At 68.7% G+C, this 25,125-nt stretch carries 17 protein-coding genes and 5 pseudogenes; 16 read left to right on the plus strand and 6 right to left on the minus strand.

All coding sequences use genetic code 11. From position 1 onward, the window contains the following. A partial coding sequence (locus tag AB0N14_RS14240; protein WP_366025944.1) for an IS256 family transposase occupies positions 1-894 on the minus strand: 894 nt, incomplete at its 3' end. 128 nt (positions 895-1,022) lie between these two features. On the opposite strand from AB0N14_RS14240, the pseudogene AB0N14_RS14245 reads away from it, so the two are divergent. The 8 genes and pseudogenes from AB0N14_RS14245 to AB0N14_RS14280 form a co-directional block, all read left to right on the plus strand. After that, positions 1,023-1,352, plus strand: a pseudogene (locus AB0N14_RS14245) (N-acetylmuramoyl-L-alanine amidase); the annotation flags it as partial. Between the two features lie 115 nt (positions 1,353-1,467). Next, entirely contained in the window at positions 1,468-2,745 is a 1,278-nt protein-coding gene (locus AB0N14_RS14250; RefSeq protein WP_366025945.1) for a GAF domain-containing protein, read from the plus strand. 130 nt (positions 2,746-2,875) lie between these two features. After that, a complete protein-coding gene (locus AB0N14_RS14255) occupies positions 2,876-4,399 on the plus strand; it encodes an aldehyde dehydrogenase family protein (RefSeq protein ID WP_366025946.1) in 1,524 nt (507 codons plus the stop codon). Positions 4,400-5,185: 786 nt separating this feature from the next. Beyond that, positions 5,186-5,296 (plus strand): keywimysin-related RiPP, encoded by a 111-nt coding sequence (locus AB0N14_RS14260; RefSeq protein ID WP_366025947.1) that lies wholly within the window; start codon positions 5,186-5,188, stop codon positions 5,294-5,296. A 26-nt stretch (positions 5,297-5,322) separates the two neighbouring features. Further along, a pseudogene (locus tag AB0N14_RS14265) lies at positions 5,323-7,172 on the plus strand (lasso peptide isopeptide bond-forming cyclase). A gap of 29 nt (positions 7,173-7,201) precedes the next feature. Next, positions 7,202-7,456: a lasso peptide biosynthesis PqqD family chaperone gene (locus AB0N14_RS14270; protein WP_366025948.1), complete on the plus strand. Its 255-nt coding sequence runs from the start codon at positions 7,202-7,204 to the stop codon at positions 7,454-7,456. Then, positions 7,453-7,890, plus strand: coding sequence for a lasso peptide biosynthesis B2 protein (locus AB0N14_RS14275; RefSeq protein ID WP_366025949.1), 438 nt, complete (start codon positions 7,453-7,455; stop codon positions 7,888-7,890). Before AB0N14_RS14270 ends, AB0N14_RS14275 begins: the two co-directional genes overlap by 4 nt. Further along, the gene (locus AB0N14_RS14280; RefSeq protein WP_366025950.1) at positions 7,887-9,740 is read left to right on the plus strand and encodes an ABC transporter ATP-binding protein; all 1,854 of its coding nucleotides are present in this window, start codon (positions 7,887-7,889) and stop codon (positions 9,738-9,740) included. The genes AB0N14_RS14275 and AB0N14_RS14280 overlap by 4 nt, the downstream gene beginning before the upstream one ends. 397 nt (positions 9,741-10,137) lie before the next feature. Here AB0N14_RS14280 and AB0N14_RS14285 read toward each other — a convergent pair whose 3' ends face one another. The 3 genes from AB0N14_RS14285 to AB0N14_RS14295 all read right to left on the minus strand — a co-directional run bounded on the left by AB0N14_RS14285 (position 10,138) and on the right by AB0N14_RS14295 (position 17,289). Further along, the gene (locus tag AB0N14_RS14285) at positions 10,138-12,111 is read right to left on the minus strand and encodes a discoidin domain-containing protein (RefSeq protein WP_366025951.1); all 1,974 of its coding nucleotides are present in this window, start codon (positions 12,109-12,111) and stop codon (positions 10,138-10,140) included. 152 nt (positions 12,112-12,263) lie between these two features. After that, a complete protein-coding gene (locus AB0N14_RS14290; RefSeq protein ID WP_366025953.1) occupies positions 12,264-15,674 on the minus strand; it encodes a choice-of-anchor D domain-containing protein in 3,411 nt (1,136 codons plus the stop codon). 1,102 nt (positions 15,675-16,776) lie between these two features. Further along, positions 16,777-17,289 (minus strand): hypothetical protein, encoded by a 513-nt coding sequence (locus tag AB0N14_RS14295; RefSeq protein WP_366025954.1) that lies wholly within the window; start codon positions 17,287-17,289, stop codon positions 16,777-16,779. 296 nt (positions 17,290-17,585) lie between these two features. Between AB0N14_RS14295 and AB0N14_RS14300 the strand changes: the two genes are divergently transcribed. The 6 genes and pseudogenes from AB0N14_RS14300 (at position 17,586) to AB0N14_RS14325 (ending at position 20,760) form a co-directional block, all read left to right on the plus strand. Beyond that, entirely contained in the window at positions 17,586-18,065 is a 480-nt protein-coding gene (locus tag AB0N14_RS14300) for an SDR family oxidoreductase (protein ID WP_366025955.1), read from the plus strand. Further along, positions 18,066-18,194, plus strand: a complete 129-nt coding sequence (locus AB0N14_RS14305) for a hypothetical protein (RefSeq protein ID WP_366025956.1) — start codon at positions 18,066-18,068, stop codon at positions 18,192-18,194. Then, positions 18,195-18,617: pseudogene (locus AB0N14_RS14310) on the plus strand (SDR family NAD(P)-dependent oxidoreductase); the annotation flags it as partial. Positions 18,618-18,630: 13 nt separating this feature from the next. Then, a complete protein-coding gene (locus AB0N14_RS14315) occupies positions 18,631-18,972 on the plus strand; it encodes an SDR family oxidoreductase (protein ID WP_366025957.1) in 342 nt (113 codons plus the stop codon). Positions 18,973-18,979: 7 nt separating this feature from the next. Beyond that, positions 18,980-19,885, plus strand: a pseudogene (speB, locus tag AB0N14_RS14320) (agmatinase). Then, positions 19,885-20,760 carry a polysaccharide deacetylase gene (locus AB0N14_RS14325; protein ID WP_366025958.1) on the plus strand — a complete coding sequence of 292 codons (876 nt, stop codon included), beginning with the start codon at positions 19,885-19,887 and terminating at the stop codon, positions 20,758-20,760. Before speB ends, AB0N14_RS14325 begins: the two are co-directional and overlap by 1 nt. Before the next feature lie 254 nt (positions 20,761-21,014). Here AB0N14_RS14325 and AB0N14_RS14330 read toward each other — a convergent pair. Together AB0N14_RS14330 and AB0N14_RS14335 are read right to left on the minus strand one after the other, a co-directional pair. Beyond that, positions 21,015-21,179: pseudogene (locus tag AB0N14_RS14330) on the minus strand (hypothetical protein); the annotation flags it as partial. Beyond that, positions 21,172-21,567, minus strand: a complete 396-nt coding sequence (locus AB0N14_RS14335) for a hypothetical protein (protein ID WP_366025959.1) — start codon at positions 21,565-21,567, stop codon at positions 21,172-21,174. The gene AB0N14_RS14335 and the pseudogene AB0N14_RS14330, both read right to left, overlap by 8 nt. A 555-nt stretch (positions 21,568-22,122) precedes the next feature. Between AB0N14_RS14335 and AB0N14_RS14340 the strand changes: the two genes are divergently transcribed. Together AB0N14_RS14340 and AB0N14_RS14345 are read left to right on the plus strand one after the other, a co-directional pair. Then, on the plus strand, positions 22,123-24,630 hold the full coding sequence (locus AB0N14_RS14340) for an ATP-binding protein (protein WP_366025960.1): 2,508 nt from the start codon (positions 22,123-22,125) through the stop codon (positions 24,628-24,630). After that, positions 24,627-25,100 carry a roadblock/LC7 domain-containing protein gene (locus AB0N14_RS14345; protein ID WP_361978124.1) on the plus strand — a complete coding sequence of 158 codons (474 nt, stop codon included), beginning with the start codon at positions 24,627-24,629 and terminating at the stop codon, positions 25,098-25,100. The genes AB0N14_RS14340 and AB0N14_RS14345 overlap by 4 nt, the downstream gene beginning before the upstream one ends. Positions 25,101-25,125: the final 25 nt, after the last annotated feature.

Raw genomic sequence — 25,125 nt, forward strand, 5'->3', positions numbered from 1 at the left:
CGGCAGTCGAGTTGGGACAGCATCTCCTCCGTGATCGCCATACCAGGCCAACGAGCCGCTGATCAGGAAGCAACAGGTTGATTCTTGACGGCTTCTGTGAACCCAGCACCTCTGGTGGCGGGCTTCGGGGAAGACCTCCGCGAGGGCCTTCCAGAAGCCGAGCGCGCCGTCGCCGACGGCCAGGACCGGGGCTCGCGTGCCCCGGCGGGCGCAGTCGCGTAGCAGTCCCGCCCACGCCTCGGACGATTCGCGGTAGCCGTCCGTCATCGCGATCAGTTCCTTCGTGCCGTCCGCGCGCACGCCCATCAGCACCAGTACCGCGGCTTTCGCCTCCTCCAGGCGTATGCGCAGGTGGACGCCGTCCGCCCAGACGTACACGTAGTCCGTGGCGGACAGATCACGGTCCATGAACGCGGTGTGGTCGGCCTGCCACTGCGTGGTCAGCCGGGTCACCGTCGCGGGCGAGAGGCCGGCCGAGGAGCCGAGGAACTGCTCCAGCGCGGGCACGAAGTCGCCCGAGGACAGGCCGTGCAGGTAGAGCAGTGGCAGCACCTCGCTGATCTTCGGGGACTTCCGACACCACGGCGGCAAAATCGCCGAGGAGAACCGCTTGCGCTCGCCGGTGACCTCGTCCACCCGCTTGTCATTGACCCGCGGCGCCCTCACCTCGACCGCTCCGGCCACGGTAGTGACCTTCCTGGGCTGGTTGTAGCCATTACGGACCACCAGCCGATGCCCGTCACCGTCCCGTTCGCCAGCCAACTCGGCTATGCATGCCTCGACTTCGGCTTCCAGCGCGGCGGCCAGCATCCGCCGGGCACCCTCACGGACGATCTCATCCAGCAGCGAACTGCCGCTTGGCGTGGTGCCGTCCTCGTTGACTACCGTAAGCACGGGCGTGCCTTCCCGACCGACGCTGCAACGTCGGCCTTGCTCGATGATCTATCGATCGATCCATCGGGAAGGTACGCCCCCTTCCGTCAGACCGATCCACAGGTCTTGAGCATTGCTCGCGGAAGAACGTGTCGGCGCACTATGTCGTCCGGTCGGCGGACGGGCACATCGCGCAGTGCGTCCGCGAGCACGACATCGCCTGGCACGCGGGCAACTGGGACTACAACACACGGAGCATCGGCATCGAGCACGAAGGGTGGGTGGACCGTCCCGGATATTTCACGGAAGCCCTGTACGAGGAGTCGGCCAGACTCACGGCGGCGATCTGTGCCCGTCACGGCATCCCGAAGGACCGGGCGCACATCATCGGCCACTACGAGGTCCCGGGCACCGACCACACCGACCCCCGACCGAACTGGGACTGGACGCGCTACATGTGGCTGGTCAACGTCTCTTGACGCCCGCGCGCGAACTGCCGGTCCCGTTCGGGTCGATGGCGGTCGAAACGGTTGTCGGCGGCCGACCCCGGAGTGACGATGTCACCCATCGCACCGCCGTTCCCGGGAGGCCGAGTTGACCGAGCCGTGGGTGGCCCTGGAGCCAGGGGCCGATCCCGTCGAACGGGTGCGGGAGCTGCGTCGCGCGCATGAAAGGTTCACGGCGGTGGGGACGGTGGCGCGGCGGGTCCGTCCTGTTGTGGCCGACTCTTGGCGGCGTTCGGCGCTGGCGGGCGTCGGACCGGACGGTACGGCGCCGGTGGAGCTGACGGACGGCGACCTCGGCTCGTACCGGGCCGAGCATCCGCTCGCTCGGGTGATGCCGCTGGTGCGTGAACTGATGGGCCCGTTCGCGGCGGACGGCGAGCATCTGCTGGCGGTGTGCGACGCGCAGGGCAGGCTGCTGTGGGTCGAGGGACATCCGGCGACACGACGTCGGGCGGACAGCATGAACTTCGTGCCGGGTGCCCGCTGGGCGGAGTCCGCGGTAGGGACGAACGCGCCGGGGACGGCCGTCGCGGTGGACCGGCCGGTGCAGGTGTTCGCCGCCGAGCACTTCGTCCGGCGGGTCCAGCCGTGGACGTGCGCGGCGGCGCCGGTGCACGATCCACGCACCGGGCGGGTGATCGGCGCGCTGGACATCACCGGCGGGGACCGGCTCGCGCATCCGCACAGCCTGGGCTTCGTGCAGGCGGTGGCCCGGGCCGCCGAGTCCCAGCTGGCGCTCCTGGCACCGGTCGAGGACGCGGCGGACACGCTGCGGCTGGCGGCACTCGGCCGTGACGAGGCGCGGCTCCTCGTCGGCGGCCGAAGGGTCCGGCTCAGCCGCCGGCACAGCGAGATCCTGGTGCTGCTGGCCCGGCACCCGGAGGGGTTGAGCGGGGACGAACTGCTGTGCGCGCTGTACGAGGACGTGTCGGTGACGCCGGTGACGCTGCGCGCCGAGCTGGCCCGGCTGCGCCGGATCCTCGGCCCCGGTCTGCTGGCGTCGCGCCCGTACCGGCTCACGGCGGCGGTCGAGTCGGATGTCAGCGTCGTGGAGCGCCGACTGGCGTCGGGGGCGGTGGCGGAGGCGGCGGCCGCGTACCGGGGCCCGTTGCTGCCCGGTTCGCAAGCGCCCGCGGTGGCCCGGTTGCGGCGCAGGCTCGCCGATGGGCTGCGGACGGCGCTGATCGCCCGCCGCGACCCCGATCTGCTGGCCGACTGGGTGCACGCGCCGTGGGGCGAGGACGACCTCGACGTCTGGCGGGCACTCGCGGCGGTACGGCCGACTGCGGCGGTAAGGGCACGCCTCGAGGACTTGGAGGCGGAGCTGGCGGCACCTGCGGGGTGGGAGCGTCCCGGGCCTCATTGACACCGGGGGCGAAGACCGGCATCCATCCGTAGGCCCCAGGATGCAACGTCCTCGCAACGTCCCCGTTCCTAGCCTCGGCGTCGAGAGCTGCCCAACGGCGGGCAGCGCCTTCCCAGGAGGCAGAGCCGCAATGACCCGTTACGCAGCGCCCGGCACCGAGGGCGCGATCGTCTCCTACCAGGCGCGTTACGACCACTTCATCGGCGGAGAGTACGTGCCGCCGGCGCGTGGCCAGTACTTCGAGAATCCGACTCCGGTCAACGGGCAGCCGTTCACGGAGATCGCGCGGGGCACCGCCGAGGACGTGGAGCGTGCGCTGGACGCGGCGCACGCCGCCGCGCCCGCCTGGGGCCGTACGTCGGTGACCGAGCGCTCCGACATCCTCCGGAAGATCGCCGACCGGATGGAGGCCAACCTGGAGCAGTTGGCGGTGGCCGAGAGCTGGGAGAACGGCAAGCCCGTCCGGGAGACCCTGGCCGCGGACATTCCGCTCGCCATCGACCACTTCCGCTACTTCGCGGGCGCGATCCGCGCGCAGGAGGGTTCACTGGGCGAGCTCGACGACGACACGGTGGCATACCACTTCCACGAGCCGCTCGGCGTGGTGGCGCAGATCATCCCGTGGAACTTCCCCATCCTGATGGCCACCTGGAAGCTCGCGCCGGCGCTCGCCGCGGGCAACGCGGTCGTGCTGAAGCCGGCCGAGCAGACCCCGGCGTCCATCCACTACTGGCTGAGCCTGGTCGCCGATCTGCTGCCGCCGGGCGTGGTGAACATCGTCAACGGCTTCGGTGTGGAGGCGGGCAAACCGCTGGCGTCGAGCCCGCGCGTGGCGAAGGTCGCGTTCACCGGTGAGACCACGACGGGGCGGCTGATCATGCAGTACGCCTCCGAGAACATCACCCCGGTGACGCTGGAACTCGGCGGGAAGTCCCCCAACATCTTCTTCGACGACGTGTGGTCGGCGAACGACGACTTCCGCGACAAGGCGCTGGAAGGCTTCACGATGTTCGCGCTCAACCAGGGCGAGGTGTGCACCTGCCCCTCGCGGGCGCTGGTGCAGCGGGGCCACTACGCCGAGTTCATGGAGGCGGCGGTCGCGCGCACGGAGAAGATCAGGGCCGGGCATCCGCTGGACACCGACACGATGATCGGCGCCCAGGCGTCGAACGACCAGCTGGAGAAGATCCTCTCCTACCTGGACATCGGCCGCCAGGAGGGCGCGAAGGTCCTCACGGGCGGAGAACGCGTCGAGTACGACGGTGAGTTGAAGGGCGGTTACTACGTCCAGCCGACGATCTTCGAGGGCGACAACCGGATGCGGATCTTCCAGGAGGAGATCTTCGGGCCGGTGGTGTCGGTGACGTCGTTCCACGACTTCGACGACGCCATCAAGATCGCCAACGACACGCTGTACGGGCTCGGGGCGGGCGTGTGGACGAGGGACATCAACACCGCGTACCGCGCTGGCCGCGCCATCCAGGCGGGCCGTGTCTGGACGAACTGCTACCACGCCTACCCGGCACACGCGGCGTTCGGAGGCTACAAGGGATCGGGCATCGGCCGTGAGACCCACAAGATGATGCTGGAGCACTACCAGCAGACGAAGAACCTTCTGGTGTCGTACTCGCCGAAGAAGCTGGGCTTCTTCTAGACATCGGTAAAGGGCTCCTGACCAGGGAAGCTACCGGTCAGGAACCCTTCTTGGCGCGCGCACTCCGCGAGGTCGACGCCGAAGGCCGACCCAGAATGCGATGCCGGCGAGGCGGGCGTCTCGCTCTCCTGGCAGTGCGCTGCTGACGATGCGCTCTCGTTGTTCCTCTACGTCTGAAGGCGGCCGCCGGTGAGACGTCTGGGGAACGCTTCGGAGCGGAGCGACAGGAAAGGGAGCAGGCCCAGGGGCGTGGACCGCGCCCGGCGGCGCCGCCTATGGTCGCCGTAAGGGGCGTCTGGCAGGTGCCGCGAGCAACTGCCAGGGCGCATGTCAAAACGATTATTCGAGCATGCGCACACCCGGATCGCACAACGATGCTGCGCCGACAACCACCAAAACGAGCGGGGCGTACAACCCCAGTGATTCGGAGTTTGCATATTATCCGAGCTTCGCAAAGGCTCTTGCCCTGATCTCACGCTTTGCAGCTAGTGCCGCAACAGGCAACGTTCGCCCCGTCGCGACGCCCGGCACGCACTCTCGCCGCACCGGCCGAAAGCCCAAGTACATCCAGTACGAGGACTTCCGGCCGGCAGGCCGAGAGCACGCACCGGACGCCGCTCCTTGACGGGCAAACGTTGCCTGCCGCGGCACTAGCTATTGCTGCGCCTGCTTCCTGGCCCGGGGGTTCCCGATGTGCCCGGGGCCGACCGACAGCACCTCGGCAAGTCCCTGCGCCGTCGGTCACGGAGGCGGTCGGGAAACCCGCATGTGATGTGAGGGGTTGTCATGAAGAAGGCACACGAGGCACCTACGCTCGTCCGGCTCGGCACCTTCCGGAAGGAGACGGGGCTCCTGCAGCGCCACGGTCACGACCGGCTGATCCTGAGCAAGAACTGACGACCGACGGTCCTTGACCCGACGTCATGACTGAACTGCACGAAAGTGCGGGGCCGGGCCCCGGCGAGGCGCACTTCGCGGTCTTCCCGGACCGTGCAGCCGCGGCCGCCGTGGCCCGCTCCTTCGCCCGCCCCGGAAGCCGGACCCTCGCACATACGTCGGGCCGGCCCTGGCTGGTCGGCCGCTGGCACGACCAGGAGGTCCTCACGGCTGACACCGGCAGCGCCCGCGTCGCCGTCGTCGGCTGCTGCCCGATCGAAGCCGACGACCTGCGCCGCCGGGTCGCACGACTGCGTGATCTCGCGGAGCTCGACGCACTGGCCCGTTCCCTCCCTGGCAGCTTCCACCTCGTCGGCACCCTCGACGGACAGGTCAGGGTGCAGGGCACGACCTCCGGACTACGACTCGTCTTCCACGCGGAGATCGACGGCGTGCGGGTGGCCACGACCCGAGCCGACACGCTCGCCTCCGTCCTGGGCCTCGACCCCGACGTGCAGGAACTGGCCGTAAGGCTGCTGTGGCCGGCCCCGTATCCGCTGTTCGAGACGTCGATGTGGCATGCGATCACCGCGTTCCCCCGCAGGACGCCGTGGTCGTCGCCGCGGACGGCCGCAGCGGACGGCACACCCGGTGGTGGACACCGCCCGAGCCGGTACGGCCGCTCGCCGAGGCGGCGCCCCAGATCCGTGAGGCGCTGGAGGAGGCCGTCGGCGCCCGCACCCGCCAGGGCGGCGTGGTGAGCTGCGACCTGTCCGGCGGCCTGGACTCGACCTCCGTCTGCTTCCTCGCCGACCGCTCCCCGGCCTCCGTGGTGGCCAGTACCTGGCCGGGGCGCGATCCCGCGGACACCGACCTGTACTGGGCCGAGCAGGCGATGAGGCACCTTCCGGACGTCGAGCACGTGGTCTGGGACGCCGACGCCTCGCCGCTGGTCTACGAGGACCTGCTCGGCATCGACGACCTCCTCGACGAACCCACCATCGGCGTCATGGACCGCTCCCGGGTCCTGCACCACCTGCCCGGTCTCGCCGCACGCGGCAGCCGGTTGCACCTGACCGGCATCGGCGGCGACCACGTGGCATGGTGCTCCGAGGCGTACTACCACCGGCTGCTGCGCACCCGCCCCCTCTTCGCCCTGCGTCAGTTGCGCGGGTTCCGGGCCCTGTGGCAGTGGCCGCTCGGCGGCACAGTCCGCGCTCTCTCCGACTCCCGGCCGTACGGGAAGTGGCTCGCCGACGCCGCTGGCCACCTGCGTGGCCCGTTGCCCCCGTCCGTCGCAACGGGTCTCGGCTGGGGCATGGCGCCACGCCTGTTCGACTGGGTGACTCCCGAGGCCGAACAAATGGCCCGCCGGGCACTGCTCGCTGCAGCGGCGACGGCCTCGCCGCTGCATCCGGACCGCGGACTGCACGCCGACCTGGAACAGGTCCGCTCGTGCACCCGCGTCATCCGGCAGTGGGACCGGATGGCAGCCCGCGCCGGCCTGCCGATGGCCTCTCCCTTCCTCGACGACCGCGTCATCGAGGCGTGTCTCGCCGTACGTCCGAGCGAGCGCGTCACGCCCTGGCAGTACAAGCCCGTCCTGAGCGCCGCGATGCGTGGGATCGTACCCGACGCCTGCCTTCGGCGGGCCAACAAGGCCACGGCCGCCATGGACGCCTCGAACGGACTGCGCCGACACCGCGCCGAGCTGCTGGCCCTGTGGGAGAACTCACGGCTGGAGGAACTGGGCCTGGTGGACGGCGCCGAACTCCGGCGCCTCGCCCGACGGCCCGCCTCCCCTGGGCTGTCCGACGCCATCCTGTACTCCACGATCGCCGCCGAGGTGTGGCTGCGTGGAATGGACCGCAGCCACCCACGTGTCCCTCAACCCTGACCGCATCCCCACCCCAGAAAGGCCCCCACATGCCCCTGCGGTTCGGCGACAACGTCTCCACGGCCCAGACCGACTACGGCACGGTCCTGCTGGACGAACGTGCTGGGGCGTACTGGGAGTTGAACCCGAGGGCCACCTTGGTGGTGCGGACGCTGCTCGACGGCGGCGAGGAGGCGGACGCGGCCGCCGCCCCGGTCCAGGAGTTCGACATCGACCGGGCACAGGCCATGCGGGACGTCGAGGCGCTCGTGGAGCAGCTGCGGAGCTCGGGGCTCGCCTCATGACGACACCCAGCGCGCTGGAGCGACCCACCGACGTGCCCCTGTCCCGACGCCTGGCCGCCCGCCTCGTCCTGCTCCCCGCCATGGCCTTCGCCCTGCTGCCGCCCCGCCGCATCCGCACCGTACTCGCCATCCTGCGTCGCGGCGCCAGGCCCGCCACCACCGCGCAGGCCCAGAACGCGCGCGACGCCATGTGCGCCGCCAGCCTGCGCTGCGCCGGACCGAAAGGGTGTCTGCCGCGCTCCCTGGGGGCCGCGCTACTGTGCCGGCTCGGCGGAACCTGGCCGACCTGGTGCACCGGTGTACGCGTCGTCCCGCCCTTCACCGCGCACGCCTGGATCGAGGCGGAAGGCCGTCCCATCGGCGAGGGCTTGCCGGGGGGCTACTTCGCCCGGCTCCTGGCCGTCGACCCGCTGCCACGGCCGACGGACCGATGACCGGCCCGACGGCTCCGCAGGACGGCCGGGCCGGGGCCGCCGAGGGTGACAAGTCCACACGGGTCGCGGTGGCCACGATGTACCGGCTGACCGCCGGGCACCGGAGCGCCATCGCCGTAGCCACCGTGCTGACCCTCGTGGGCTCCGCCCTGGGACTGGCCCAGCCGCTCGTCGCCAAGCACGTCGTCGACGCGAGCGGCCGCGGACAGGTCATCTGGCCGCCGCTGGGACTTCTGGGCACGCTGTTCGTCATTGAGGCGGCAACGGGAGCCGCGGGGCGCTTCATTCTGGAGCGGATGGGCGAAGGAGTCGTACGACAACTGCGCCATGGACTGGTGGGACGCCTGCTCCGGCTCGAGATGAGGGAGTACGAACGGCAGCGGGGCGGAGACCTCATCTCCCGGGTGACGGCCGACACCACCTTGCTCCTGGAAGTCGTGTCGCAGGCCCTGGTGGATCTGGTGACGGGAAGCCTCGTCGCCGCCGGAGCGATCATCCTCATGGCGTGGCTCGACCTCCTGCTGCTGCTTCTGGTCGCCGTCATCGTGGCAGCGGCGGCCGTGGTCGTCGCCTCGCTGCTCACAGGTATCAGATGCGCGTCCGAACACATGCAGGACTCGGTCGGCGCGATCGCCGCCGATCTGGAACGCGCCCTCGGTTCCCTGCCGATGGTCCGCGTGCACCGCGCCGAGGAAGGCGAGGCGGCCGGCATCGGCGCCCGCGTCGATGCCGCCTACGGCGCGGGGGTACGCACGGCGAAGCTCGCCTCCGTCATGAGCTCCGCCGTCGAACTCGCCGTCCAGGGCTCGTTCCTCGTCGTCCTGGTCGTCGGCGGCCTGCGCGTGGGCAGCCGCGCCGGCTCACTCGGTGACCTCGTAGCCTTCCTGCTGTACGCCTCATACCTCGTCCTGCCGCTGTCCTCCGTCTTCCGCGCCGTGGGCCTCGTCCAACGTGGGATGGGCGCCTACCAGCGAATCGACCAGGCGCTCCACCTGGCTGTCGAGCCCACCGCACCTCGGGTCCCGACAGAGCGCGCACCCACCACGCTGCCGAGCGGGCCGCCCGTCACCCGCGAACACCCCGCCCTGGCAATGCACGACGTCCACTTCTCCTACGACCCGCAGCGGCCGGTCCTCCGTGGAGTTTCGTTCACCGTCCCGCACCGGCGGTACGTGGCACTGGTGGGCCGGTCCGGAGCCGGCAAGAGCACGGTGTTCGCCCTGGTGGCGAGAAGCTACGAGCCGGACGCGGGCGCCGTGGTCTTCGACGGGCGGCCCGCAGCCGAACTCACCCGCGAGGCATGCCGCCGAGGCATCGCCGTCGTCGACCAGAACACCCACGTCGTCCACGGCACCCTGCACGACAACATCGCCTACGCCTTGCCCGACGCCACGGAACGGGAGATCCGGCGCGTCATCGAACTGGCCCGCCTCGAAGAAGTTGTTGACCGGCTGCCCGGCGGCCTGGCCGCTGTCATCGACGAACGCGGCAGCACCCTCCCCAGCGGCGAACGCCAGCGCGTCGCCCTCGCCCGCGCGTTGCTGGCCCGCCCCTCGCTGCTCCTCTTGGACGAGCCCACCTCCCACCTGGACGCGATCAATGAGTCGGCGCTCACCACCGCTATGAAGGACATCTCCCAAGAGTGCGCCCTGCTGGTCATCGCCCACCGCCTGTCCACCGTGCAGCACGCGGACCACATCGTGGTGCTGCAGGACGGCCGCACCGCCGCCGGCGGACGCCACGAGGAGTTGCTCGCCGGCAGTGCCCTCTATCGCGAGCTGGCTGCGAGCCAGATGCTCCGGCCGGGCGGTGCGCTCGGAGGCGACAGTCGGGGGCGGACGGACGGTTGAAGCGTGCCGTCCTGGCGGCCCCGCAGCAAGGGATCCGGACCATGCGCCGCCTCATGTCCTCGGCGCCACGTTATGCCGTACGCCGAGGCGTCGATGTAGTTTTCGGCCGCGTTACGAAACACGCGCCCGTCCGACGCCACACGGAAGTGCTCGATGTGTTCCCGCAGCATGCGGACCAGCACAGGTGGGACAGGAACGGGTCGTGCCATCACGACGCCGCCCTTCAGGTTCAGACGGCCCCAGCCAGTGGCAGGGAGTCAGCCGGGCCTCCGGTCTCCCACAGAGTGAAATCGACCTTGCCCCGTTCACCGTCGCAGAGTGGGCAGGACGAGAGGCCGCGGATGCCCATTTCACGCGCCCCGTCCGGCAATGGGCCGGGGCGGTTCACGGTCAGGCGTCAGACGCCGAAGACCTGGAACTCCGAGGCCTGCCCGGCCGGCCAGCCGGTGTTTGCGGTGAAGGTGAGTCGTACGTAGCGGGTGGCGACGGTGGAGGGAAGCGGGAGGGTCGCGGTGTTGCCGGTCGCCGGGTCGAAGGTGTAGCCAGCCGAGGCGAGAAGCTGGGCGAAGGTGCCGCCGTCCGTGCTGCCCTGGACGGAGATGGTCTGGGTGCGGGTGGCCCAGGCGGTCGCCGGGGGAAGCTTGAGGACGATCCTTTTGACGCCGGTGGTGGCGCCCAGATCGACCTGGAGCCACTGCGGAAAGGCGTTGTTGGCGGACTCCCAGTAGGTGTTGGCGTCGCCGTCGGTCGCGTTGCCCGAGGCGTATGTCTGGGTGTGGCTGCTCTCCGAGGTGGGGCGGTGGAGGGCGAGGTTCGTGGTGCTGGAAGGGGGGTCGGTGGTGACGGTGACCTGGTTGGAGGGCTGCGAGACGTTTCCCGCCGCGTCGAGGGCGACGACGTCGAAGGTGTACGCGGTGGACGCGCTGAGTCCGGCGACAGTGAACGAGGTGGCGCTGGTGGTACCCACCTGTGTGCTGGTCGAGCCGGACACCTGCAGGACCCGGTAGCCGGTGACGCCGACGGTGTCGGTCGAAGCGCTCCAGGCCAGCGAGACGGAGTTGCTGGTGTGCCCGGTGGCGTTCAGGGCACTCGGCGCGGTGGGCGGTGTGGTGTCGCCGCCGGTGGAGACGATCGGCTGGGTCGGGCGAGTGGCGGTCAGCGCTATCTGGCCTTTGAGCATGCGGCCGCCGTCGCCGGTCAGGCGAAGGTAGTAGTCGGAGGAGCAGGCGGTGCCGTCTTCGTCGAGGGCGAGGAAGCCGGAGTTGGTGGGCACCCATGCCTGTGTCTCGGCGGTCTTGGCGATCTGGTTGCCCTCGTTGTACTCGTCGAACATCGAGATGTAGATGCCCTGCACCCCGGCCCGGACCATGTTGTAGAACTGCCGCCACATGAAGTCGCCGTGCGCTCGCTGCCGGGCGGAAACGTCGCCAGGCAGGACGCAGGGCTGGTAGTCAATGCCGTTGGCGTTGCAATCGGCCTGGTCGCCGACGGTGTAGGTGTTGTAGGCGTTGTCGGCGTCCGACACATTGCCGATGGCGCCGACCATCCACGGTGAGATCATGTTGAAGGCGTGGTAGACGCCGAGATAGCCGGCCCGTGAGCCCCCGGTGCCCGTCCGCCATTCGCGCGGGACGCCACCGATGACGTAACAACCCTGGCTCTTGAACCAGTTGATGACGTCAAGGCAGGCGTCGGCGGTGAAGGGGTGATTGCTGTCGTTGAATCCGAAGCCCCAGATGCAGACGACCGGCTTGCCGTTCTGCTTCGCGTACGCCGAGGAAGCGGTGTGCGAGGACATCTTGTTCGTCCAGTCCGTCTTGATCTCGGACTGCATGTTCGACCAGCCGGTCACGTCGTACATGATGTAGAACTTCCGCCCGTACGACTCGGCGGCGCTGCGCACCTTGGTCGCCATGGCGTCGCGGGTGGGGCCCTCGCCGCCGGTGGGGTTGAAGCGCTGCAGTGCCGCGGTGTCGATGCTGTTCTGCTGCATCCACAAGAAGTGGGTGTTCACCGTCTGCTGGTCGTACGAGGAGAACAGCGTGGCGGGCCGGCCGTTGCCGAGGCTGGCGTACGAGGTCTGGTAGGTCTTGGTGTAGTCGCGCACATCGGGCCAGCATTTGATTCCGGTGTTCGACGGGGACGGCGACTGGCCCCAGTTCTGGGTCCAGTGCCACCAGCCGTTGATGGGCGCGCCGTCGCCGATGCAGGCGAACCAGCCCTGGTAGCCGACGCTGATCTTGCCGACCACGTCGCCCGGCTGGCTGGCCGCTGACGCGGGTTCGGCGAGTACGGTCTCGGCGGCTACCGCGGTTCCCACCGCGGTGGCCGCGATCGCGGCCTGCAAGAAGACCCTGCGCGTGACACCCATCTGGACTCCTCTGGTCGGCTGTCGACTTCCCGTCGACTACGAGCGAGTGGACTTCGGTGGCCGGTGCCGCCCATGACCCCGTGGGGGCCGGGCCTGTGGGATCGAGATGGTGCCGCCGAGCGGCTTGCGCTCGGCGGCACCATCAGGTCGTATCAGGTGTTCCAGACCTGGAATTCCGAGATCTGACCGGCCGACCAGCCGGTGTTCGCCGTGATGTTCACCCGGACGTATCGCTGGGTGGTCGCGGCGAACGTGATGGTGACCGTGTTGTTGGTGGTGGGGTCGAAGGTGTACGTGGCCGACGACTTGATGGTGGTGAAGGAGGAGCCGTCGGTGCTGCCCGACAGGGACAGCGTCTGGTTACGGGCGCCCCAGGTCGCGGGGAGCTGGAGGACGACGCGGCTGGCACTTTGCGCGGAACCCAGGTCCACCTGGACCCACTGGGGAAAGGCGTTGTTGGCACTCTCCCAGTAGGTGCCCTGGTTGCCGTCCGTCACGTTCGACGACGGGTACACGTCGGTGTGGCTGGACTCGGTGGTGGCCGCGCCGGCTGCCAGGTTCTTGCTCACCGTGCCGGCGCCGGTGCCGGTCAGCGCGACCGTGGTCGTGCCGTTCGACGCGTTGCTGGCGATGCTGAGGTCGCCGGTGCGGGTGCCGGACGCGGTGGGCTTGAACGTGACGTTCACCGTGCAGGAGGCGTTCGCCGCGATCGACGTCCCGCAGTTGTTGGTCTGCGAGAAGTCGCCCGTGACGGTGATGCCGGAGACCGTCGCGGCCGCCGTACCGGTGTTGGTCACCGTGACCGTCTGCGCACTGCTGGCGGTGTTGAGTGCCTGGGTGGGATACGACAGCGACGTCGGGCTGGCCGACAAGGTCGCGTTCGAGGAGCCGCCGTCACTGGGGAACACCTCGAAGTCCGACAACTGGGCGGCGTTCCACCCCGTGTTGGCGGTGATGTTCACCCGCACGTATCTCGCCGTGGCGGCGTTGAACGTGATGGTCGCCGTGTTGTTGTTGGCGTTCGGGTCGAAGGTGTACCCGGCCGATGCCTTGATCGTCGAGAAGCTGGAGCCGTCCGTGGATCCCTGCACCGACAGCGTCTGCGTGCGGGCCGACCACGCCGTCGCCGGCGGGAGCTTGAGCACGACCTTGCCGACGCTGTAGTTCTGGCCGAGGTCGACCTGCGCCCACTGCGGGAACGAACCGTTCGCGCTCTCCCAGTACGTCGAGGCGTCCGAGTCGGTGACGTTCGAGGCGACGTACGGACTGGTGCTCGAACTCGCCGACGCCGGGCGCCCCGCGGCGACGTTGGTGGTGCTGTCGATGCCGCTGCCGGTCAGGGAGACCACGTTCGGGCTGTTGTTGGCGTTGCTGGTGACGGTCAGCTTGCCGGTGCGCGATCCGCCCGTGGTGGGCTTGAACCCGACGCTCACCGTGCAGGACGCACCGACCGCAAGGGTGGAGCAGTTGTTGGTCTGACTGAAGTCACCGGTCACCGAGACGCCCGAGACGGTCGCCGATGTGGTGCCCGAGTTCGTCACCTTCACCGTCTGCGCGGTGGCCGACGAGCCGACCACCGTACTGTCGAAGGACAGGCTCGCCGGGTCGGTGTTCAGAACCGGGCCCGGCGCGGTGCCGGTACCGGAGAGGCTGACATTGTTGGTGATCCCGCCCGCGTTCACGGTCAGAGTGCCGCTACGGCTGCCGGTCGCCGTCGGTGCGAACTTCACACTGACGGTGCACGAGCCGTTCGCCGCGATCGACGAACCGCACGTGTTGGTCTGGGAGTAGTCGCCGCTGGTGGAGATCGACGAGACGGACGCGGCGGTGTTGGTCGGGTTGGAGACCGTCACGGTCTGTGCGTCGCTGGTCGAACCGTTCGGGACCGAACCGAAGTTCAGCGCGCCGGGGGTGGCCGTCACGCCCTCGGCCGGGTAGGGCGGGTAGACCGGAGCCGGCCACCCTCCGCAGTACGGTGTGCCGCTGATGCCGGAGTTGCCGCCGCCGTCGGTCACCGTGAAGCTCCCGACCGAGCAGTTGTACACCGGAGAGGAGTAGCCGACACCGGTCGCCGTGACGTTGGTGAACTTGGCCGCGCCGCCGGTCTGCTCCTGGAGGGCGAAGGTTCCGGTGCCGGCGATGGTCACGTTGTTGAGGTTGACCCCGCTGATGGTGCCCTCGACCCACTGGACGGCCTCGTACGGACTCTGCTGGATCAGCGCGTTGGTCACGTTGATCGGGCCGGTGATCGCGCCCTGGCTGCCGTCGAACCACAGTGCGCCCACGCCGAACTGCCAGTTCGGGTCGAGGCTGCCGTCCCGGATCATGGTGTTGTCGGAGATCGTGGTGGTGCCGACCGGCGTCGACGAGAAGCGCTGCCCCACGTGAATGCCGCCGCCCTGGGTGAGGCCGGTGTCCACCACCCGGTTGCCGCTGACGGTGTTGTCGTGGCCACCGTAGATCGCGATGCCGTTGGCGAGGATCTGCAGTGACACGGTGTTGTTGGAGATCGTGTCGTTGGCGTCGGCACCGATACCGGAGTCCGCCCAGGTGGCGATGCCGTCGTCGCCGGTGTTGCGGATGTCGCTGTTGGTCACCTTCGAGTTGGTGACGCCGCCGTGGAAGTTGATGCCGTCCGCGGTGGTGTCACGGATGCGCAGGCCGCTGAACGTCAGCCCGTCCATCGGCCCGTCCATCCAGGCACCGACCTTCATGTGGTCGATCCACACACTGGAGACGGTCGAGTTGCTCATCGCGCCGCCGATGCCGTTGACCTGGGCACTGTCGTTGCGCTCCTGCACGTTGCCGAATATCGCGAAGTTCTGCAGGTGCACGTCGGTGCTCGGCGAGGGTGCGGAGTTGCCGTAGAAGCCTGGTGCCGTCCCGGTGACGGTCGAGTACCACATGCCGGCGCCGGCGATCGTGACGTTGTTGACACTGATGTGGCCGGGGATGTTGTAGGTGCCCGGCGGGATCCACACGGTGCCGCCGGGACCGGCCGCGCTGATCGCGGCGTTGAACGCGCTGGTCGCGTCGTTCACACCGGTTGCGTCGGCGCCCTTGCTGGTCACCGACACCGACCCCGAGGGTGCGGTCAGGGCGGCGCCGACCTGCTCGAAGTCGGCGAAGTCGATCGTGTACGAGGAGGCGGTGTCCCCCGAATCGACCTGCAGCTTGAAGGTCGTCCCCGCCGGATAGGTGGTGGAGAACAGGCGGTGGGCCTCGTCGAAGAAGTGGTGCGCGTTGCTGCCCGGCGTGTTGGTGAAGGGGTAGCTGCCGTAGTACCAGCTGTAGGCGTTGGTCAGGGTGAAGTCGGGCTGCTTGACGCCGTTGATGTACAGAGACAGTGCGGCGGTGTAGACCGAGCCGCTTGAGGTGTCGGGGATGCTGTACCGGAAGTTGATCGAGTTGGTCGCCACCGGCGTGGTGAACGTGACGTACTGGCCGGTGCCCTGCAGCGTCGTCGCCTTGCGGTACGACGCCTCGTCAGCCAACTGGCCCTGGGTGTAACTCGGGCCGATGGGCGTGCCGTTGGTGGCGGAGTTCTCAGCCTGCACCTCCACGTAGGGCAGGCTCGCGCCGCTGCCGCCAGTGGCAGCAGCGGCCGCCCAAGCCGGTTGGCCAGCCAGAGCGAAGACGCCGAAGGCAGCCAGCATCGCGGCGCTGACTGCCCCGACGAGGGCTCGCCTCAGATTTCGGATGGAATGGAACACTTATCACTCTTTTCAGCACGAAATGCCGGATCTATGCCGCTGGCGCCGCCAGAGAGGGAAGGACAGGGAACAAGCGAGAACCCAAGCGATCGACGCAGTCCAGCGCACAGCAAGACACCTGGCCGACCGATGGACCGTGGTCGGCAAAGCGGCTCAATGGGAGACGGGGGGAGGTGGGGGGAGTGGAGGGAGGTGCGGGTGGTTACGACGCAAGGGGACCGTAATATCCTTGACCCATGCGCGCAATAACTAGATAGAACTTTGCAGAATCAAAATGCTGCCTGCAAGATCTCATGTGACGCCCCGAGGTCGGCATCCAGCACCGGGCCGGCCAGGGTGGTTCGGGCACCACTTGCCACCAATCGTGAACCCGTGTGTCCGGACAGCGGGTACCTGCGTTCGACGCCCGGCGACACCCCTTCAGAACCGAGGCGACGGAACAGGCGCGCTCCATGGGCCGCTCGAGACGAGCCGTGCGGGGCAACCCGGTTTCGTTCGGCTCGTTCCAGCAGATCGGCGCCTCCTGGCGGCTGCCCTTGCTGAAAACCTCGTCCGCCCGGGTGGGAGCCGGTGTGCGGGATGTGCAGGGTCTCGCGTCCGGACGCGATCGGTACTCTCGCGCGGCTGGCGATCACCCCGGCATGATGGGCGGTCGTACTGCTCCAACTTGCTCACCTGAGCGTGACGAACGCGTCCGCCGTGCTGGGCCTGCCGCCCATCAGCGACCGGGACGAGGACACGGAGATCTCACCCTGCGTCACCAGATCAGTCTCCCACCCGGCCACCTACGGCCGGCCTCACCACCCGCCCCACCGCTGTCCGGGCCACCCGACAGGCCCGGCACACGCTCTGGCAGATCGGCGACCGCGCCGCCGACTTCACCCACCTGAGATCCGCGACTGGGACGCGAAGTTCACCGCCGCCTTCGATGCCGTCTTCGCCGGCGAGGGCATCACGGTCGCCAAGATTCCTCCGCGCAGCCCCAAATGCTGCCCGCACCCGACCCGGTGACACCGCCGGACACCGAATCCGGGATGCCGGCGCGGACGTTGATGAAGGAGATCGACTGCCCGGTAGTGTTCGTCCACTGCACCGAGCGGCCCGTGCCGCCCGGGTGGACATAGGCATGGCCCGAAGCCTCCAAGGCGGCGCCTGAGTACCGTGTCGTCGGCGCCGAGGTCAGCGACCGGACGGCGGCACCCCCGCCGGGCGTTCCCACCTCGGCCTCGTAGACCGAGAACGGCGTCGTCGCACCCACCGCCGCGCTCGCTGCCGCCTGCGCCTGCCGGGGAGCGGGGGCCGTCGGGCCGGCCCGGGCGCCTCGGACGGCGGCGCCTCCTGAGCGGCGGCCCGGTAAGACGGACACGCACGTCGCGCCGAGCGCGGCCACCGCCAGTCGGCGCCCGGCGCGGCGGATGCCGCGCCGGGGTCTGGGGATCGTCAGCATGTGATGCGAATGAATCACGCAAGTCCTTGCAACTTCCAGCCTGAAATCTGCAATTTCCTGGTGGCATGGTCTGCGGCTCTTACGGGCGCCGAAAAACCCATCCAAGGTCTGCGACCTGCAGAAGGTCGCGAACGGCCAGTGATCGTGGGGTGGGCGTGCCAGGCTGGTGGATCGTGCTGTTGCGGGAGGAAGCTGACGAGGCCGCCGGCGTCGCAGCAACCACAGCATGAACGGTAGGCAGGAAGCACGCACCGCGATCGTGACAGGCGCTGCCAGCGGCATCGGCAGCCGAGTTGAAACGACGGGGCTGGGCTGTGGCCGGACTCGATCTCCATACCGCGGCGAACTGCGACTACTCGCTTGAGGTCAACGTCGCCGACGCCCAGGCGATGACTGCCGCAGTGGTCGCAGCCGAAGACCGTCTGGGGCCGGTGGGATGCGCCGTTTCAGTCGCTGGATATTACGAGATGTTGGCGGTGTCCGACATAGCGCCGGAGCGTTGGACGCGCATGCTGCGGGTGCATGTCGGCGGTTTGCTGAACCTCAGCCGGGCGGTGTTGCCCGGCATGTTGGCCCGAGGCAGCGGCTCGGTCGTCGCGGTAGCGAGCGAACTGGCCGTCGGTGGCGGCAGCGAGGACGCCCACTACGCGTCCGCCAAGGGCGCCGTCCTCGGCTTGACCCGAAGCCTGGCCGCCGAGGTGGCCGGTCATGGGGTGCGGGTCAACGCCGTCGCACCCGGTCCGACCGATACCCCGATGAATCCCCCCGATTCACCGTGGCGCGCACCGGAGTAAGTGAACACCCTCCCGCTGCGCCGCCTGGCCACCCCCGAGGAAGTGGCTCTGTGTATCGCATTCCTGGCCGACGAGGGCACGCTCAGTGTCGGCGAGGTCCTCAATCCCAATGCCGGAGCGGTGATCTGAATGACGTTGAATGAGGACAGGCCTCTGGCCGGCAAGATCGCTCTGGTTACCGGGGCCGCCCAGGGCTTGGGAGCCGCTCATGCACGGCGGCTCGCCGACGCCGGAGCGCTCGTGGCCGTCAACGATCTGAGCCCGTCACCCGAACTCACCGTGTTGGCAGAGGAAATCGGCGGAGTCCCGGCCCCGGGCGATGTCAGCGACCGGAATCAGGTGCAGGAACTGGTGGCCAGGATCGAGGAACAACTCGGTGCAGTAGACGTACTCGTCGCCAACCACGCCTACATGTCCATGGGCGCATTCCTCGAGAGTGACCTCGACGACTGGTGGAAGGTGATTGACACCAATCTGGGAGGTGCCTTCCATCTCATCCAATCCGTCCTCCCCGGGATGCGCCGGAGCGGAGGGGGACGCATCGTCGTCGTGGCCAGCGAATGGGGTGTCACGGGCTGGCCGGGAGCGACGGCATACGCGGCCTCGAAAAGCCGGTCTCATCTCCCTTGTCAACACTCTCGGCCGCGAGCTCGCCAGCGAAGCGATCATCGTCAACGCCGTCGCCCCCGGCGTCACCGACACGCAGCAACTGAGGGTCGACGCCGACGACGCAGGACTGAGCCTGGAACAGATGCGCGCCAGCTACGCCGCCGGCATTCCGCTAGGACGGATAGCTCGGCCCGAGGAGATCGCCGACGTAGTGGCGATGCTGTCCGACTTCCGCATCTCGGCCATGGTCGGACAAGTAGTTCAGGCCAACGGCGGCTCCACCCGGACCCGGGCCTGAGCGCCGCATGAGCCGTTCTGCAGAGAAACCAGAAACGAAGGACAAGGCAACTCTGACTGAGCAACACGTGCAGTACGCCAATGGGGTGGTCGGTCTCCCGTTCGACAGCAGGGTGACCTACCGGCCGGGGGCGCGGTTCGGCCCGTCCCACATTCGGCAGGCCTCGCGGCTGTTGCGCCCGTACAACCCCGCCCTGGATGCGGAGCCCTTCCGCGAGGCCCAGGTCGTCGACGCCGGAGACATCGTCTGCAACCCCTTCGACATCACCGAAGCTCTCCAGCAGATCGAACGGGGACTCCTGCCACTCATCGGCGACGGTCGACCGGTTCTCGTCCTGGGAGGGGACCACACGGTGGCATTCCCAGCGCTTCGGGCGATCAACTCCGTCCACGGACCGGTCGCGCTCGTGCATTTTGATGCACATCTGGATACGTGGGACACCTACTTCGGTGCCCCCTGCACACATGGCACCCCGTTCCGGCGCAATCCGAAGAAGGGCTGCTGGTCAAGGGCAACTCCGCCCATGTCGGTATCCGCAGCTCGCTGTATGACCGCAAAGATCTACTCGATGACGCCGACCTCGGATTCACCATCGTCCACTGCCGCGACATCGAAAGAATCGGCGTCGAGGGAATTGTCCAGCGTGTGCTCGACCGCGTGGGAGACGCCTCGGTTTATGTGTCGATTGACATTGACGTGCTCGATCCGGCATTTGCGCCAGCGACCGGAACCCCTGAAGGCGGGGGCATGACCACCCGCGAACTTCTGGCAATGCTGCGTGGCATGAGCGAACTGCCGCTGAGCCGACATCGTCGAGGTGGCGCCCGCCCATGACCACGCAGAAATCACTGCGGTCGCGGCAGCGAACCTCGCGTACGAATTGGTGACCATCATGACGACAGGGAAACGTTGATGAGCAGGCCAGCAGACCCGGTGACGTGGCCGGAGGGTAAGACCGCCGCCGCCACCTTCAGTTTCGATATCGACGCCGAATCGGCTGTACTGTGGCAGACGCCGCACGTCGCTGACCGCATGAGCGTCATGAGCCACCAAGCATACGGCCTGCTAGTCGGTGTTCCGAGGCTGCTCGGCCTGCTGGAAAAACACCGAATCCGATCCACCTTCTTCGTGCCCGGGTACACTGCGCACCGCTATCCGGGCGTGGTGCGCGACATCGTCGCGGCGGCACACGAAATCGGGCATCATGGTTACTTGCACGAGCAGCCCACCGGAATCAGCGCCGAGGAAGAAGCCGCTGTACTCGACCGGGGGCTTGACGCGCTCCAAGAGGTCGCGGGCATCAGGCCTGTCGGCTATCACGCCCCTATGTGTGAACTTTCCTGGCACAGTGCCGCTCTGCTGGACGCGCGGGGTTTTCTCTACGATGCGAGTCTCATGGACGCCGACGTCCCCTACGAATTGGCGATCACTCCCGGGTCAAGCCGATCCATAGTGGAAATTCCCATGCAGTGGGCGCTCGACGATTGGGAGCAGTACTGCTACCTGCCGGATATTTACGGCAGCGGCCTGATCGAGACACCTGCCAAGGCAAGGGAGCTATGGCAGGCCGAGTTCGAGGGCCTGCGCGTGGCGGGTGGATGCTGGGTGCTGACCAACCACCCGTTCCTCTCTGGTCGCCCGTCCCGCGCTCAGCAGCTCGACGAATTGATGGAGCACGTCCTGGGCTGTGCCGATGTGTGGGTGGCATCGATGCAGGAAATCGCGCGCCACATACGCGGACTCAGCCTTGCCCCACGGTCTATCGAGTTCCCTGCGGACCTGTCCTGAGCAGACCGTCGCACCGGCAGGCCGTCCTGCCAGTTGACCGCCGGTCCTACCGGAGCCGAAGGTGCCGGAGCGCCCACGTCCCGGGATACGCCCGGTCGGCTGGTCGGCGCCGACCGGGCCCGCCGTGCGGGGTTCAGCCGGCCGGTGTGGGCAGCGGGGACGCCGCGCACTCCAGGTCGGCATGGCGGCCGGGTGCGGGTCGGCAGTGTACCGGTGGTGAGGTATGCGGCGATGGACGCGTCCACACACGTGTTGCTGGCCGGGGTCTCACCGTCGCTGGTGCCGCCCAGCACGCTGATAGGCGCCGAGTGCGGGAACCGCGCCCGCACTTCGAGGCTGCCCTCGAACGGCGTCGCCGCGTCCAGCGTCTCGCCGATCAGGAGTGCGCCGGCCACCTTCGAGCCGTTCACGTCAACCAGGGTGCCGGCCTCGGCGCCCCAGGTCCGGCAGGGCGCGTTGAACCAAGTGTTGCCTCAGGTGGTGGACGGAGCCGGGGCCGCGGTGGCCCAGGTGTCCGCCTTCCACTTGGCCCAGTCCGACGGCCAGGGCGCGTCCGTGGCACACCTCCGCGAGCAGTGCCGCGTAGGTGCTGTCATTGCCGAACTGCATGAGCTGGTCGAACAGCGCCTCGAGTGCCGCGCTGTCGCCGTTGTGCACCCAGCCGCGGAAGGCCGTCCCCAGCAGCGGCAGCTCGCCTGGAAGTAGGGGGCCACCAGGAAGATCCGGCACCACCGTCAGCGAGCCGTTCTTCATCAGGCCGTGCGTGGTCTCGTGGCTGCCGAGGTTCGTCTTGTACGTGACCTGCACCCCGCGGCCTCGAGCGCCTCACCGTAGGGTTGTCGGAGGCGAAGGAACAACCCGCCGGCAGCGGCGTCGTGATGGTGGCCACTGCGGCAAGTCGGAGATATCTCGGCCTGGACCAAGCGCTCTTCACATGAGAAGTCACGGTTACCGGCCGGCAGGGTTGTCGGTTGGATCCGAGGCGGTTGGAGCTGTACCAATTCGAGACCGGACCGAGCGAGTTCCGACCGGATCAAGAGCGCGTTGGTCACCGATTGGCATCGATGCCGGGTGGACGCCCCTCGCCGGTGTCGGCCGTGATTCTTGCCGGAGATATGGGATGACGCAGTAGTTGATGTTTCGGCAAGAAGCGGTAATCTCCCGGCAGTTGACTTGGTGATCGAGACGATACGGTTTGTCCGTCTTGGTCCCCTTCGTTCCGTATGCGGTTCGAAACGGGTATCACGCGCCTGGTCAAGGGCCTCGCGCGCCGTCCCGAAAGACCGGTTCCCAGATTCCGGTTGGTCCGTTCGGCCGCCGGGGCGTTTGCGATTCCGAGGCGAAGACGCACAGGAGGGCTTGGTGTCAGTGGACGAGGTGAGCGGGCCCGCGCGGCCGGACCCGGCGCCGCGAGACCGGCGCGGCGAAGGGAGTTTCGCCGACCGATGGCCGTTCCGGCGCAAGGTCAGCGTGCTGGTCGGCGTGCCGCTGGTGGTCATCGGCCTGCTGATCGCCTACGCGATCAGCGGGCTGGTGGGGCAGGCACAGGGCGCCGCCGCGGACGCACAACTCGTCCGCGACAGCCGACCGGTCACCGAACTCGTGGACCGACTGCAGAGCGAGCACCAGCAGGCGCTGCTGCTGTCGCTCCGGTATGAGGCCGCCACCCCCGGCGAGCACCCCTCGGCCGCCGCCTACCGAAAGGCCCAGGCCGCGGTGGACGCCCAGGTCGACAAGGTCCGCCAGACCTTCGGCGCCCGCCTGTCGGCCAACGAGGCGCACGCCCTCAAGGAAATCGGCGGCCTGGGCAGCCTCCGGACCACCGTCGAGCGGGGCTACCTGCCCCTCGCCGGCATCGACCACGGGTACCTCTCCCCGGTCAACGGCCTGATCGACGGCCTCGGCCTCGTCCACGCCATGAACGACACCATCACCGCCATCCAACTGGACTCGTTGTTGCACGCCACAGCCTCCTACAAGGACTTCGAGACCGCGGTGTTCTCCGCCCAGACCGGCGACGGCGACGCGCTGATCGAGTACAATGCCGCGGTCGGCGACACGCAGCTCTACGGCTACCAGACCGCTCGCTTCGGTCGGTTCTCCACCGAAGCGCAGAGCACAGAACTCGCCAGAGTCCAGCAGACCCCCACGTGGAACAGCATTCTGCAGCAATACGCGGCGATGCAGACCGACCCCAGCGCCCTCAAGGCCCAGGGACAGGACGAGCTCCGGAAGACATTCGCCAAGGCCCTGCGGGCGTACCCGGACTACCAGGCACAGGGGGCAAACCGGCTGCGCATCACCGGCTCGCTGATCGGCCAGATCGCCGACCACGTCGACCAGACGTCCAGCAGGGCGTGGTCGCGAGCTGCGTGGCTGCTCGGCAGCGCGCTCCTGGGGTTCGCCCTCTGGCTGGCCTTCTCGGTGGTCATCCGCCGCTCGGTGATCCGGCCCGTGCAGGCCCTCACCGCCGCCGCCACCCAGGTGGCTGATGTGGCCGGCGAGGAACTCGCCAGGGTGGCCGACGACGACGACGACGACGCGAGCCCGCCCCGGCTGCGCAAGATGCCGGTCACTGCGCGCGACGAGATCGGCGACCTGGCGGACGCCTTCAACCGGGTCCAGACCGCCGCCGCCGCGCTGCTGGAACGCCAGGTGCTCAGCCGCCGCAACGTGGCCGAGATGTTCGGCAACGTCGGCCGCCGCGTAAGTAATCTGACGATGCGCCAACTTCTATTGATCGATGCCGTCGAGCGCGGCGAGACCAATCCCGACCTGCTCGACCACCTCTACCGCATCGACCACCTCGCGGTGCGTCTGCAGCGCAACGCGGACAGCCTGATGCTGTTGGCCGGAGTCCGCGAGACCGGCCTGGACTTCGGCCCCACCGCGCTCACCGACGTCGTACGGGCCGCACTCGGGCAGATCGAGGGCTTCCAACGCGTCTCCCTGTCCGGCGACAGGGATGTCACGGTGGGTCCCGACATCGTCGCCGACCTGACATTGTTGATCGCCGAGCTCTTGGAGAACGCGGTGGCGTTCTCCCCGTCCGGCAGCCCCGTCGAGGTGTGGGTGCGCACCCGGCCCGAGGGCGCCCTGATCGAGATCAGCGACCACGGGCTGGGGATGAGCGAGGAACGGCTCGCCGAGGAGAACGCCCGGTTGATCCGCCGCGAACGCCTCGATCTGGTGCCCACCAAGGTGCTCGGCCTGTTCGTCGTCGGCAACCTGGCTCGCCGCTGGGGTGTCCGCGTCACGCTGAGCCCCACACCGGGCGGCGGTGTCACCAGCCGCGTGGCGCTTCCTTCTGCGCTGCTGCTCCAGATGAGCCCGCTCGCGGAGGACTCCGACCGGGCGCACGAAGCCAACGACGCCACCGTCGGCGGCAAGTCCGCGTTGTCCGTCCCGTCGTCGGCGGAGCCCCGTCCTTCGGCGCCCGCGCACCCCGCGCCCGCGCTCCTCCAACGTCGCGCCGCGCTGCCGCCGGCCGAGGACCACCGACGTCCCGAAGCCGCCCCGCTGCCGCAGCGCGTGCCGCAGAATCGGCATCCCTCGGGGGTCCGCGCCGGCGGTGCCACCGAACCCTTGCCCGCCGAACCCGCCGTCCAGCACCCCGCCGGTGAACTGGAGGCCGGCGGGCCACGTCCGCTGAACCGCCGAGTGCGTGGTGCCACGCTTCGGGCAACACTTGGCGAGACCGGGGGGCACGCGGTACGCGAGGCGCCCCGTATCGCCGACGCGGACGCGGTCCGCTCGGAACTCGACGACTTCGAAGCCGCCGTGGAGCGCGCGCACCGCGACACCTCCGACGGCACGGCCCCCAATAACACCCAGCGCCAAGCAGCGTTCCCGGAAGGAGCGGAGCAGTGACAACGCCGACAGATGAAACCTCCCAGCAGACCGCGCCCAGCGACCTGCGGGCCGCCGCAGCCGACTTCACCTGGCTGCTCAACCGATTCGCCACCGAGACCGCAGGCGTGGTCGACGTTATCGCCGTGTCCTCCGACGGACTGCTGATCGCGGTCTCACAACTACGCGACACCTCCGACTCCGAGCGACTCGCTGCCATCGTCTCCGGCATCACCAGCCTGGCGGCCGGCGTTGCGGGCAACTACGGTCTCGGTGGCCTCAACAAGGTGATCATCGATCTGGAGGAGGGGCACGTCCTGGTCTCCGCGATCGGCAGCGGCGCCGTGCTCGGCGTGGTCACGTCCAAGGAGGCAAAGCTGGGCAACATCGCGTACGAGATGACGCTCTTCGCCAACCGGGCCGGTGCAGCGCTGAGCCCGCAGCTCGTACTCGAACTGAAGAACAACGTCGGTTCGTCACACGCCGGGTGACCGGTCCAGGGGGGAACCTCGGGGC

The sequence above is a fragment of the Streptomyces sp. NPDC051104 genome (genome assembly GCF_040682835.1).
GTDB lineage: Bacteria > Actinomycetota > Actinomycetes > Streptomycetales > Streptomycetaceae > Streptomyces > Streptomyces cynarae.

Coding starts and splice junctions, on each gene's coding strand:
- AB0N14_RS14275 (WP_366025949.1), top strand. CDS start 7,453: ATGACGACACCCAGCGCGCTGGAGCGACCCACCGACGTGCCCCTGTCC.
- AB0N14_RS14270 (WP_366025948.1), top strand. CDS start 7,202: ATGCCCCTGCGGTTCGGCGACAACGTCTCCACGGCCCAGACCGACTAC.
- AB0N14_RS14255 (WP_366025946.1), top strand. CDS start 2,876: ATGACCCGTTACGCAGCGCCCGGCACCGAGGGCGCGATCGTCTCCTAC.
- AB0N14_RS14325 (WP_366025958.1), top strand. CDS start 19,885: ATGAGCAGGCCAGCAGACCCGGTGACGTGGCCGGAGGGTAAGACCGCC.
- AB0N14_RS14285 (WP_366025951.1), bottom strand. CDS start 12,111: ATGGGTGTCACGCGCAGGGTCTTCTTGCAGGCCGCGATCGCGGCCACC.
- AB0N14_RS14280 (WP_366025950.1), top strand. CDS start 7,887: ATGACCGGCCCGACGGCTCCGCAGGACGGCCGGGCCGGGGCCGCCGAG.
- AB0N14_RS14260 (WP_366025947.1), top strand. CDS start 5,186: ATGAAGAAGGCACACGAGGCACCTACGCTCGTCCGGCTCGGCACCTTC.